We start from the raw sequence: 12143 nt of genomic DNA on the forward strand, positions 1-12143 counted from the left end.
CATCCTGTTCTATTTATTTTCTTGAGAACTCACTTGGTCAAACTGAATAGTCACACCAGGTTCATCTAAAGAAATCTCACTTACCTCATATGTTAATCGCTGTAAAAGTTCAAACATCGGCGCGATAATTTCATTTAGCTCTTCATTCGTGACATCTTCCTGAGTGTCAATTTGACGACCAAATAACTGATTCACTTGACTAATACTGCCAGAGATTAGAAATTCATCAAAAACCATTGTATAATCAATTCGAACACCCAAAGTACACGATTCTTCTTGCCCCAAAGGATACGCAATTCGTAATGGGGTAATATGAATATCAAAACGTGTTTGGTACTCCTTATACTCTTCCTTCGCCTCATAATGAAAGACATTCACTTTTGGTTTGAACCGTTCAATCTCCATATGCATCCTCCTATTCACTGAAAGTTTCGGTTAATCCTATCAATTTATTAGTAGACTTCTCCCTTATTGTTTTTTATAATGGGGAAATCCAATACCGAATTACTTTGTAAAATAAACGGATTTATTTTACAAAGTAATTCGGTTATTAATAGGCGCCCAATGAGTAAATTTTTAAATAGATAGGGTTATTCTAATTAGAAAAAAATAAGCCTTTTATTTCTTAGAACCATTACTTCTAAGAATAGATTGAAAAGACTTGTGTATTCTAAAAGTGAGGAAAAAGTTGACGGCGAAATGACGGCGAAAAGAGAATCCTTACTCTTTAATCCCTTCGTCAATACGTAAAAAATAATAAAAACCGCCATTGGTTAGCGCTTTCTTTTTACAGGTAGGGAAAATTATAATAACGACCGTATTTTTTAAATAGCCACACCTTCTAGCATAGTAATCACTTGTCGCCGTTGCTCTAGAAACGAATCTACATAGACATCTAAGGTTGTTTTCGTTGAAGAATGTCCCAATAAAGCACTCACTGAAACAACATCACCTGAACTTTCCATACAGCGAGTCGCAAATGTGTGACGTAGCTGATGGAAATGAATATGAGCTAAGTGAGCTTTTTCAGCAATCTTTTTAAAATGATACGTCAACAAACGAGGTTCCATCGGGCGCTCATTTTGCATGAATAAAAAGGGCCCTTTGGACTGGTCTTTCCACTTTTTCAATAAACGAGTTAGCTTTTTAGTCAATGGAACTGGGCGTTGTCCAGTAATCGACTTAGTTTCACTTAATAACAGCTCGGTCTTTTGCCTCGCTGTTGCTTTAGGAATTCGTTGATAGGTCCGTTGAACATGCAACACTTGACTCTCAAAGTCAATATCCTTCCAAGCTAATGCAGCAATTTCACCAATTCGAAGACCTGTATAAAGCGACAATAAAATCGGGAGCCCTTTTTTGTCCTTCACCGCAGCTTTCATCAAGCGCTGCTGCTCCACACGAGTCAAGGCATGAATTCGACCTCTCTTTCGTTTTGGTAGCGAGACGCCTTTACACACATCGACTAATAAAAAGCCTTTTTGATAGGCGCATCTTAAGGCCTTCTGGAGAATTTGGAATGTACTTAAGATAGTTGCCGGTGCCAGCTGAAACTCGTTTTTCCAAACAGCTACTAACGATTGAAGCCCTTCACTAGTCAATTCACACAGCTGTTTTTGTCCAATCACTGGCAGGACATACCGCTGCATCTTGTACCCATAAGTTGAAATAGTCGAGGGCTTAACCTCTCCTTCTTGTTCCTCTAACCACTGCTGAAGCCAATGACAGACATATTGTTGACTCCCAACTGGTTTAGCATAAAGCGTTTGTTTTTTTAAAGGAATCAGTTTTTCGCGAACCTCTCGATAGGAGTATGCATAAACATATCCATAATGTGCTTCCCCATTCTTCTTTCGGCCTTTAATGTAACGACCTTCCCAACGTCCATCCTTGCGTTTATAAATATTTTCTCCTTTACGACTCATTTAACTCTCTCCTTACTGCATCCTATTTTTGACGGCGATTCTGACGGTGAATGAAAATACCTAAAAATGTTCATATTATAATAAAATATTTCATATTTTAGCAAAAATAATGGTTGACATAAAAAAACAGGGTGTATATAATATGCTTTGAATGGATAATCATTCTAAATGAGGATAAATTATACCTAAATATTACAAACTTTCTTAGAAGTAATGGTTCTAAGAAAGTTTTTTTGTTTATAGAACATGCAAAAATAAAATAACAACTTATAAATCACGCTATTTCCCAGTCAAACTTGATTTTCTCTGTTCCCCTACAAAATAAACAAATCCCCAGTTTGATTCTATAGACTATTCCTTATTACCTCCTTTATCTATGCTAAACTTCCACTCCTTCCGCAAATTGAAAATGTGCACCTCCTACTACCATTGTGAAATCAAATTTTTTTGCTGACAATAAACTAGTTCATTTCTATTTGTTTAGAATATATAAGAAATGAATTAGAAAGTCTCATTCGACGATCTCATCCCACAGATGCCTGTATACGTCTCAGAAAAAGTTGTCTGTTTCTATAAGTAGACTCCACTGACTGGTCTAATCCATTGGCATACAAAAAAAGGATTGCCACCTATTTTAATTAGGTCACAATCCTTATCTGTGCTCTTCAATTTTTAATTTGTAGGCTAATTACTTATCTCTCATCACCGGCTATTGCATCCTTCACTCGCTGATTAATATTCACGGGCTTGCCAGCTTTTTTCAGATCATAAAATTCGGCAACTGCCGTAAATAATAAATCACTGGCTGAATTTACCGCTGTTTCTACCGAGTCTTGAATGACACCAATCACAAAACCAACACCCACCACTTGCATGGCAATATCATTGGAAATGTTGAATAAACTGCAAGCTAATGGTATTAACAATAAGCTCCCACCGGCAATTCCAGAGACACCCGTAGCAGAAATAGCCGACAACAAACACAGTAGGAAAGCCAGAGTAAAAGGAATCTCCATGCCTAACGTATGTGCTGTGCAGAGCGTCATAATCGAAATCGTAATCGCTGCCCCACCGCTATTGGCTGTCGCGCCTAAAGGAATAGATATCGCATAGGATTCTTTGTTTAGGCCTAATTTCTCAGAAAGCTTCATATTGATTGGAATATTAACTGCCGAGCTTCGCGTAAAGAAGGCCGGAATGCCACTTTCCTTCATTGTGTAAATCGTTAATGGGAAGGGATTTTGACGCAGTAGCACAAAAACCATCAATGGATAAACGATGAACGAAACGACCAACATTGTGCCCACCACTAGTAAGATAATTTTTGAATACTCGGCCAGTCCGCTGACCCCAACTTCTGCGACTGAATTAAAGACCAAACCGATAATCCCAAACGGCGCAAAACGAATAATGATTTGGACAACGTTTGAAATAGCTCCAGACAAATCACTAACAACTTTTTTTGGTACTTTCACTAAAGCTACGCAAGCTAAAACCAATCAAGCTAGCCCAAAACAGAATGGCTAAGTATTCGCCCTCCATCAATGCCCGAATCGGATTAGAGACCGCATTCGTTAAGATTCCTGTTAAAATCGCACCCAGGTTATCCGGCGCTTCTTGACCCGTAAAAGCATCTGGTAAAACTAACTTCACTGGAAATATGTAACAGGCCAAAACAGCCGCAAATGCTGCGACAAGTGTCGCCATAATGTACAACACAAAGACTGTTTTCATATGTGTTTTTGTGCCTTTTTTATGTTTGGACAACGACTCAACGATTAAGAAAAAGACCAACAACGGCGCAATTGCTTTTAATGCCCCAATAAATATCTCGCCCAACACGCCAATCGCACCCCACGTTGGCACCAACATTCCTAATATAATCCCAACAACAATTCCGACAATAATCTGCTGAATCAGTGAAAACCGATTCCACCCCTTCACAACTTTCATCTAAACATTCACCATTTCCCCTATAAAATTTATATTGTAATTTTCAGAAAATTATACCAAAATTCTAGAACCATTACAAATAACAGAGTAAATTTTATGAAAGAGCAGCAAAAAAGAGCTGTAGAAAGCAATGAATAGCCACCTCGTGCTTCCAAAATCGTCGCTACTTTTTTCACCGTTTAACAATTCGCCGACAACTTTGTTACAAATGATTGAACAACTTGTTATTTTCAATAAAACGCCTTCCATAGTTGATCAAAACAAATAGTTTTTTCTGTTAAAACGTGTTACTATGTACATGAAAAGAGAGATATGCGTCAACATACCTCTCTTAAGCAGAACCGTTTTAGACGGTAGCTAGATTTATTTATTGTAGACCTGTCAACTGGCTAAAGTTGTGACAGGTCTTATTTTTTGTTCATTTTGCTTATAGTCACCATTAAGGCAACTAATAGAAGGGTGAACATTCCAAATTGGAACATTCATCCGATTGCTTCAGCAACAGACAAACCTGCTACTCCTTTCGAGAAGTAGGAAGATTATCATAATGATAAATAACCACCCCCTGAGTAGCCACCGCCACAAACTATTCTACTGCCCACATATAGCACGTATGTTCTCCAATGAAACGCTTTTTTCACATTCCTATCCATAACCTATATCAAGATGAAATTCAGATTAACACGACAACAATTGATGTTGCCTTTCCTTCGTTGACTATTCTAACTTGCATCGATGTGTGTCTTCTTTTTCCGATTCAAAAACAGGGACAGAAAGCCTGTTCCCAAAAGAATACTTGCTGATATATAGTAAGGGAAAAAGTGATTAATATCGAACAGATACCCCGCTGCCATTGGACCTAAAATATTGCCAAAGCTGGTAAAAGTCGAGTTTAAGCCATTAATCGTTCCTTGCTTATCTCCTGCATGCTTTGATAAATAAGTAGTAACTGCTGGGCGAAACAAATCGAACGCCAAAAAGACAATAAACGTTGATAGAATGACAATTAAATGGCTACTTGTAAAGGCAATAATAGCAATAAATAAGGCACTGGCAAAAAAGCTTAACTGAATCAGACCCATCTCACCGATTTTTTGGACAATCGCGTCAAAAAAGAACAACTGACAAATCAACGCAAGCACACCGCTGACTGTAATCACTAAGGCAATCTCTCCGGTCGTAAATGAGAAATTAATCGTTGCCATAATGCTGTAGATTGACTCAAAAGCCTGCAGACCAAAAGAAGAAATCAAAATAATCACGAATAATGAGGTGAACAGCGGATTTTTTAGAATCGTCCTAAATGATCCTTGTTTGTTTTTCGCTTCGATGGCTGCTAGCTGACGATTGTCTGGCTCCTTGAGAACAGTCAATGTTAACACAAACCCCAGCAACGCCAGAACAGCAGCGACATAAAAGGGCACTCGAATCCCCATATAAGCAATAAACCCACCGACTCCAGGACCAATAATAAAGCCACCACTTATCGCCGCTGAGACCATCCCCATCGCTTTTGGTCGCTCAGCAATAGTCGTCATATCTGCGACAAAAGCCGTTACAGAAGGCATAATCAACGCTGCTGCAATCCCCCCTAAGCCACGAGAAACAAAAAAACCATTTTTCGATTGCGCCAGACCAAAAAGCAATTCAGAGAGAGAAAATATCAACATCCCTGTGGCAATCATCTTTTTTCGCCCAATTTTATCTGATAAAATCCCCGCAATAGGTGAAGTAATTAACTGGGCAATTGCGAAGATCGAAATCATCATCCCCATCGTCGCACCCGAAAAGTTCATCTGCTCTTTTAATTGTGGGATCACTGGAATCACTAATCCAACACCTAAAAAGACTAAAAATAAGTTCGAAATCGCCAAATACATCATACTATTTTTCTTTTTCATTTGATTACCCTCCAAAAAAAATGGGCTACGTGTCCATTTTATTCGTTGTAAATTCCATACAACCCTGTTGCCAATTCTATAACACTTACAAAAATTAAGCACGGCTTTTCACTTACTTTTCAAATTAAAATTTGCTCATTATTTATTCACAAAAACAAGAAGAAAAAAGAGCAGAATCTATACCAAAAAACACCTCCCTAAACGATTTGATTAAGCGTTAAGGAGGTGCTATATTTGATTTATTTAGACGTTTTTCTGAGCTACCACAACAAACCGATGCTCTCTGCTTTCGATATACCCTTGGCGAACTAATTCTTCCTCAATAGCCAGAAGCTCCTTAAAATTTGTTTCAACAGAAAAATTAGGAAACTCCCAGGGAATTGTTTTTACATAATAAATCAGCCCGTCCATATCATAAAACCGCTGTACTGGATAACACTCATTTGCATACAGAATGGTCATGCCTTTTTGTCGCAGCTGTTCTACAACCGTCGATAAATGTAGCGGAAAAGAAAGCTTTTGAAATCCCGGAATCAGTTTTGAGGAAAGTTGAATACCATTCAAGTCTCCCACTTGTTGGGTGACAAAATAGCCGTCTGGTTTTAAGACACGCAACACTTCATCTATAGAAAATGATTCATGAGAATTACTGACAAGATCAAACGATTCATCTGCAAAATTCAATCGGTCATCCTCATCGACAAATTGCACATTGACTCCTTGTGGCGATAGCTCTTTTTTTAGCCATTCGTAATTCGGTAACCAACCTTCTGTGACCGCCGTTTGCTTCATCGGATGCTCAAATGAACGAAGGAGCTCACCACCACCTGTTCCCATATCCAATAGCTGAGATTCCGCTGTTAGATAGTTCCGTACAAACGAACGATAATCCCATGGCGTTTCCCCCATCTCATATCTGCCATCAAGGTAAGAAAAATCCCACCCTCGAAAGTTTTTCTGGTTCTCTTCACTTTGTTTCCAATTGATTAATTTTTTTTGATTGTTCATTTCTATATCTCCTCATTCATAATGTTAATTTTGAACAAAAACGATATAGCCAATTCTGTTGATAGGAAACGATCTTCCCTCGATATAGAGCCTATCAAAATCAGCTATATCGAGGAGTTATCTCGGACTGTGTACATAAAATCTGTACTCCCTTCTAAGGTTATTGTTGTCTATTCAATTGAGTTCAAAAATTCCCTTTTGTCAATTCAAACGGTTTCATTCTCTATCCTTCCATTATATGTTAAAATTTACTAATAATACAACGATTGGAGTACATTTGATGGAAAAATTTTGTTTATGTTTTAGTTCCGGAAAAGATAGTATGCTAGCCTTAGATAGAATGCTACGAGAGGGTGGCCAACCTATTGGGTTAATTACCAGTATGAATGACGCAGTTGATTATTCTTGGTTTCATGGTATTCCACCACAAATCTTAGAAAAAATTTCTGACAGCTTAAACATTCCACTAGTGAAAGTTGTAAATAATGCTGAAAATTATGAAGACAAAATGGTTTCTGCCCTGAAACAAATGAGGACGCAAGGTGCCACAGTATGTGGATTCGGTGATATTGACATTGAACAGAATGGACAATGGGATAGTGAGACAGCAAAAAAAGCAGGACTCATCCCCTTATTACCCTTATGGCAAGAACCTCGACAACAAATTGTTGAAGAGTTTATGAATAGAGGATTTATAGCTATAATCAAAACAATAAGTAAGGCTTCCGATATTCCTCTTCATTTTCTCGGACAACCCTTGACCCAAGAGTTTTTTAGTTACTTAAATGAACATGACTTAGATGTCTGTGGAGAAAACGGCGAATACCATACTTTAGTAATTGATGGGCCACTATTTACAAAAAGAATTGACTATATTGAAGAGGGCATTTATGAAAGTGACTATGCGTACTCCCTCATTATCCGATAGTGATAAAATAACAAATTTGCCATTCAACCTGCTCCCTCTTATCAATCCATTACTTAATTTTTTGGTAAACTGAACTCATAGAAAAGGCAATTTCTCTCATATCTACCTATAAGCTTATGAATAGTCAAAAAAGCCTCACTCTGTCTTTCATGAAACGAGATAGAGTAGGGCTTTTTCCAGCATCCATCCATTGCTAAAGGCAATAGAGAAATGCCGATTATTATTGACTTTGCCAATCTGCTGGATAAGTGACATAGACAAATCGAGCATCGCCTTTAACTGAAAACTGGATAGAACTGCTTTTTGGAATCAAAAGTATTTCGCCTGCTTTTGCCGAAATCGTTCGTCCGTCAATGATGATATCCAACTGCCCTGAAATAATGTAGTCAATCTCATCATACTCTAGTGTCCAATCAAACGTCGTATCCTTCATTACCATCAACCCGCAACCTAAGCGTGGGCTTTCTTGTAGTGAAAATAAATCCTTTGTATAGACAATATCTGCTGGATTCCCAGTATCTAAACGGTCTTCTTCTGAAACATCTATTTCAGGAAGCTTGATAGACATAATTCCGCTTGGATCCACTTGTTTGGTTGGCATTAGTTTTTCCGTCACTAATTGACGAACTAACGCTTCAATCATTTCACGATTTAATTCAGTCATTATCTATCTCTCCTTTTGTTTCTTTGCTTAATCGGTTTGCCATAAAAATAGCAACAAAGATCGCTGTAAAGCCGCCGACTAATTTCCCAACCATCATTGGGAAAATCATTTCTTTGGCAACACCTGCTGTAAAGCCTAGATGGTCTCCTAAAACAAATGAAGCGGATACCGCAAACGCAATATTGATAATTTTCCCACGAGTATCCATATCTTTTAACATTTGGAACATTGGAATATTATTAGCTAACGTCGCAACCATACCTGCAGCAGCGACTTCATTCATTCCTAATAATTTACCAAATTTCATTAATGGTTTATTGAATACTTTAGTAATCACTGCAACTAAACAAAAAGCACCAGCTAAAGTTAATGCAATCCCACCTACTACTTCGATTCCTTCTGTTACAGGAGCGATTCCTTCTATCACGGTAACGCCTACCAATAACTGAATTGCCCCAATCACTAACCCAAAAATCGCCACGATAACGACTCCTTGGCCAAAAATGTTAAATCCTTTAATCATCCCTTTTGGTGCTAATAGTAGCCCAAGAATAATCAATGCTGCGACTAAAACGATTGGGACTAGGTTAGGCAAAATTAAAGACAATGGCATTCCTGCTGTAATCCCACCTGCTAACAAACCAATCGGAATGGTAATAATCCCACTTAAAACACCTGTTGCTAGGTATTGTTGATCTTCTTTATCAATGATTCCTAACGCTACTGGAATCGTAAAGACCAAAGTTGGACCCATCATTGCCCCCAAAATAGCGCCTGCAAATAACCCTGCCTGTGGATCATTGGCTAATTGTTGCGCTAAAGCAAATCCGCCCATATCATTGGCAAGTAAAGTCGTTGCAAACATAGCTGGGTCAGCACCTAACATCTCGTAAACGGGTACAATTATCGGACTAAGGATATTCGCCAGAACGGGGGCTAGGGTAATAATTCCAACCATGGATAGAGCAAGAGACCCCATAGACATGATTCCTTCCTCAAATTTCTCCCCAATTCCAAGTTTGTTCCCGATACACTTATCGATTCCTCCAATAATCATGAAAAGAACCATTATATACATAATAATTTCATTAATACTCATGACAGTCCTCCTTATTCATTTTCCATTGAATCCACGACACCAACAATCATCGCGTCAATTGGCACCTCTAAATTTTCAGCTGAAATTCGTGCTGCTGCTCCTTGCGTAATCAACACATGGTCTCCAATTCCAGCACCTGCATTGTCCGCAGCAACCATAAATCCTTGTCCTTCTTCTTTTTGATTGATAATTTCAACCATCATAAACTTACAGCCATTCAATTTTTCATCTTTTCTCGTTGACCATAAACTTCCTGTAACTTTCCCCAAGAGCATGTTGTTTCCTCCTTATTTAAGCAAATGATGAGCAATCGCATAATCCTTTGCTAAAGGTGTTAAGTGACTATCAGTTGGAATCGCCTCTTGATTTTGGATCATCCTTATTAATTGACTCTCTGTAATGTAAGAACGTTTTTGTAAATCAGTTACGGCTCTTGTTTTCTGACATTCAGTAAAAAAAGCCTCAGAAGAACCACGTGTTTGGTAAAAATACAGACCATATGAATGGCAACGCTCTTCCATCTCACTGATTGTTTTACTTAAATGGTATCTTTTTTTCATTCGTCTCGATTGAATGCTTTCTGATTCCATCACCAATATTGGCTTTCCAGAAAGTAAATAAGCAGAGACCCTTTGTGTCACCTCATCAATGACCTGTAGATTGGCAATAGCTGATAATTGTGAAATGGATAACCTTCTAACAATTAACCCATTCACCCTCTTTTGATTAGCCGTCGTCCATGAGGAGCCTTCCGGAAATTCCGCAAATAACTCTTTGGGAAAAAGAGTCGCCTCTTGGTCTAATGCGAGTACACATTTTGGTAGTGATAGGGTTGCGAAAAGTTGTTCAGAAACGCTCTGAATAATTTTTTCAATTTCTGAAACTTTCATCTTTCTTCACCTCACTTATAAAATAATATACCCTCGTGTTCCTTTGCCTAACCCACAAGCATTTGCTTCATCATAATCAATATGCATGTACGTAGCAAATTTAGGACTTACTCGAACCACCACATCATCAAAAATGAGTGAGCGAGTACCTTCCACTTTGACCTGTACAATTTGACCATTTGTAACCTTGTTTTTTTGTGCATGCTCTGGTGTCATATGAATATGACGTTTTGCTACAATTAGACCTTGTTTAAGATTGCTTACAGAAGCGCCATTCATCAATACAACACCTGGCGTTCCTTCTGTTTTCCCACTTTCTCGAACTGGTGCATTAATTCCCAAGATACGTGTATCCGTCATAGATACTTCCACTTGTGACTCGGCTCTTTCTGGGCCTAAAATAACGACATTTTGAAAGACACCTTTAGGTCCTGCTACTGTGATCCGTTCTTTACAAACAAATTGCCCCGGCTGAGATAATTCCTTCACCTTAGTAAGTTGGTATCCTTCACCAAACAATATATCTATATCTTTTCGGCATAAATGCACATGACGCCCGGAAGCCTCCACTTCAAAAGAGTGGCTTTGAGCTTGTACTCTTCGCACAACTTCTTCTACAATTTCGTTTAATGAATCCACTTTTGTTCCATCTCCTACTTATTTTCAGCCAGATGAATTGCTTCACGCAATTGGTGTGACCATTTTTTAAATATAGCTGAAGCCACGGGGACTTCTTCTAGCAAACATTGAATTTTATCTATTTGGTTATCTATTTCGTCTCTCGAATACTTCCATAGCCGTTGATTTACCCGATTTAGTGTCAATTCTGTATTCGGACAAATCACTTCTTTAGCCTCAAAATCCTCTTGAAATAAGCAGAACTTCTTTAACCATTTTTGTTGGTATTCAAAATAGAACCACCATTCCCAAGTAAAACTGGTATCCTCTAAAAGCGGAAAATAAAATAAATTCGCTAATTGTCGGATTTCAAAGCTAGCAAGAGTCAACACGTTCAATAATTGAGAGACTTGAGATGATTGTCTACATTGCTTATTAGCATCGTCTCGTCCATACTTAGCTTCTGTAACTGCTTCTGTTTTCCCCTTTGAAACGTAAGGCTCTTTCTCTCTTGCATTTGAAAAAATAGTCTTTTTTTCACCAGTTTTTATATGAATTTGATGCTCTCGTAGATAACTTTTTGCGGCTGGGGTTAGAAAGCTGTCAACATCCACAATAAATTCAGACCCCTCAAAAAGTTCCTTCTTCAAGAACTTTTTACGAAGTATCTCTTCTGTAATTACCAACATAACTCTCCTCCTCAAGAAAAGTGCAACAAAATCAAGCGCCTTTTTAGTCGCAAATTAGTCCTCAACAATAACTTTCGCCATTCTCTGACTAACAAACCCTGTTTCAAAAAAATTACGTCTATAGAAATGAACTGAGGCAACATGAAGGTTACCTCAGCTCGAAGTCTAATTAAATTTCTTTTGCGTGCGGTAAAATAGCATCAACTTCTGTATGTGGACGAGGAATTACATGAACAGATAATAATTCTCCTACACGTTCTGCTGCTGCTGCACCTGCATCAGTTGCTGCTTTTACAGCACCGACATCCCCACGAACCATTACAGTGACTAAACCGCCACCTACTTGTTCTTTTCCAATAAGTGTTACGTTTGCTGCTTTAACCATTGCATCTGCTGCTTCAACAGCACCTACTAAACCACGAGTTTCGATCATTCCTAAAGCGTTTGTACTTGACATTATAATTTCCT

The 12143-nt window shown here is 38.3% G+C and carries 13 protein-coding genes and 1 pseudogene; 1 reads left to right on the plus strand and 13 read right to left on the minus strand.

The genetic code is table 11. The features are described from left to right. Positions 1-9: 9 nt before the first annotated feature. The 6 genes and pseudogenes from IGI37_RS16100 to IGI37_RS16125 form a co-directional block, all read right to left on the minus strand. Positions 10-405, minus strand: coding sequence for a DUF1149 family protein (locus IGI37_RS16100; protein ID WP_438763075.1), 396 nt, complete (start codon positions 403-405; stop codon positions 10-12). A gap of 419 nt (positions 406-824) precedes the next feature. Further along, positions 825-1925 carry a tyrosine-type recombinase/integrase gene (locus IGI37_RS16105; RefSeq protein WP_438763076.1) on the minus strand — a complete coding sequence of 367 codons (1101 nt, stop codon included), beginning with the start codon at positions 1923-1925 and terminating at the stop codon, positions 825-827. A gap of 692 nt (positions 1926-2617) precedes the next feature. Next, a pseudogene (sstT, locus tag IGI37_RS16110) lies at positions 2618-3878 on the minus strand (serine/threonine transporter SstT). A 407-nt stretch (positions 3879-4285) separates the two neighbouring features. Next, a complete protein-coding gene (locus tag IGI37_RS16115) occupies positions 4286-4360 on the minus strand; it encodes a putative holin-like toxin (protein WP_438763673.1) in 75 nt (24 codons plus the stop codon). Positions 4361-4600: 240 nt separating this feature from the next. Then, complete coding sequence (locus tag IGI37_RS16120) at positions 4601-5779, minus strand: MFS transporter (RefSeq protein ID WP_438763077.1); 1179 nt, start codon at positions 5777-5779, stop codon at positions 4601-4603. Between the two features lie 243 nt (positions 5780-6022). Further along, positions 6023-6787, minus strand: a complete 765-nt coding sequence (locus IGI37_RS16125; RefSeq protein WP_438763078.1) for a class I SAM-dependent methyltransferase — start codon at positions 6785-6787, stop codon at positions 6023-6025. Between the two features lie 280 nt (positions 6788-7067). On the opposite strand from IGI37_RS16125, the gene IGI37_RS16130 reads away from it, so the two are divergent. Then, on the plus strand, positions 7068-7715 hold the full coding sequence (locus IGI37_RS16130; protein WP_438763079.1) for a diphthine--ammonia ligase: 648 nt from the start codon (positions 7068-7070) through the stop codon (positions 7713-7715). Between the two features lie 220 nt (positions 7716-7935). Here IGI37_RS16130 and IGI37_RS16135 read toward each other — a convergent pair whose 3' ends face one another. The 7 genes from IGI37_RS16135 to eutM all read right to left on the minus strand — a co-directional run bounded on the left by IGI37_RS16135 (position 7936) and on the right by eutM (position 12132). Next, positions 7936-8379, minus strand: coding sequence for an ethanolamine utilization protein EutQ (locus IGI37_RS16135; RefSeq protein ID WP_438763080.1), 444 nt, complete (start codon positions 8377-8379; stop codon positions 7936-7938). Then, a complete protein-coding gene (gene eutH, locus IGI37_RS16140) occupies positions 8372-9478 on the minus strand; it encodes an ethanolamine utilization protein EutH (protein WP_438763081.1) in 1107 nt (368 codons plus the stop codon). The genes IGI37_RS16135 and eutH overlap by 8 nt, the downstream gene beginning before the upstream one ends. Positions 9479-9489: 11 nt before the next feature. Then, positions 9490-9753 (minus strand): EutN/CcmL family microcompartment protein, encoded by a 264-nt coding sequence (locus IGI37_RS16145; RefSeq protein WP_438763083.1) that lies wholly within the window; start codon positions 9751-9753, stop codon positions 9490-9492. A 12-nt stretch (positions 9754-9765) separates the two neighbouring features. Next, entirely contained in the window at positions 9766-10368 is a 603-nt protein-coding gene (locus tag IGI37_RS16150; RefSeq protein ID WP_438763084.1) for a hypothetical protein, read from the minus strand. A gap of 15 nt (positions 10369-10383) precedes the next feature. Further along, entirely contained in the window at positions 10384-11007 is a 624-nt protein-coding gene (gene eutD / locus IGI37_RS16155) for an ethanolamine utilization phosphate acetyltransferase EutD (RefSeq protein WP_438763086.1), read from the minus strand. Between the two features lie 14 nt (positions 11008-11021). Next, positions 11022-11675, minus strand: coding sequence for a hypothetical protein (locus tag IGI37_RS16160; RefSeq protein WP_438763087.1), 654 nt, complete (start codon positions 11673-11675; stop codon positions 11022-11024). Between the two features lie 169 nt (positions 11676-11844). Continuing rightward, positions 11845-12132 (minus strand): ethanolamine utilization microcompartment protein EutM, encoded by a 288-nt coding sequence (eutM, locus tag IGI37_RS16165; RefSeq protein ID WP_438763088.1) that lies wholly within the window; start codon positions 12130-12132, stop codon positions 11845-11847. Between the last annotated feature and the right edge of the window lie 11 nt (positions 12133-12143).

Source organism: Enterococcus sp. AZ194, assembly GCF_051713825.1.
Taxonomy (GTDB): Bacteria; Bacillota; Bacilli; order Lactobacillales; family Enterococcaceae; genus Enterococcus_K.

Excerpts from the sequence above, each read along its gene's own strand:
- IGI37_RS16100 (WP_438763075.1), bottom strand. The coding sequence starts at position 405 with ATGGAGATTGAACGGTTCAAACCAAAAGTGAATGTCTTTCATTATGAG.
- IGI37_RS16105 (WP_438763076.1), bottom strand. The coding sequence starts at position 1,925 with ATGAGTCGTAAAGGAGAAAATATTTATAAACGCAAGGATGGACGTTGG.
- IGI37_RS16120 (WP_438763077.1), bottom strand. The coding sequence starts at position 5,779 with ATGAAAAAGAAAAATAGTATGATGTATTTGGCGATTTCGAACTTATTT.
- IGI37_RS16125 (WP_438763078.1), bottom strand. The coding sequence starts at position 6,787 with ATGAACAATCAAAAAAAATTAATCAATTGGAAACAAAGTGAAGAGAAC.
- IGI37_RS16130 (WP_438763079.1), top strand. The coding sequence starts at position 7,068 with ATGGAAAAATTTTGTTTATGTTTTAGTTCCGGAAAAGATAGTATGCTA.
- IGI37_RS16135 (WP_438763080.1), bottom strand. The coding sequence starts at position 8,379 with ATGACTGAATTAAATCGTGAAATGATTGAAGCGTTAGTTCGTCAATTA.
- eutH (WP_438763081.1), bottom strand. The coding sequence starts at position 9,478 with ATGAGTATTAATGAAATTATTATGTATATAATGGTTCTTTTCATGATT.
- IGI37_RS16145 (WP_438763083.1), bottom strand. The coding sequence starts at position 9,753 with ATGCTCTTGGGGAAAGTTACAGGAAGTTTATGGTCAACGAGAAAAGAT.
- IGI37_RS16150 (WP_438763084.1), bottom strand. The coding sequence starts at position 10,368 with ATGAAAGTTTCAGAAATTGAAAAAATTATTCAGAGCGTTTCTGAACAA.
- IGI37_RS16160 (WP_438763087.1), bottom strand. The coding sequence starts at position 11,675 with ATGTTGGTAATTACAGAAGAGATACTTCGTAAAAAGTTCTTGAAGAAG.
- eutM (WP_438763088.1), bottom strand. The coding sequence starts at position 12,132 with ATGTCAAGTACAAACGCTTTAGGAATGATCGAAACTCGTGGTTTAGTA.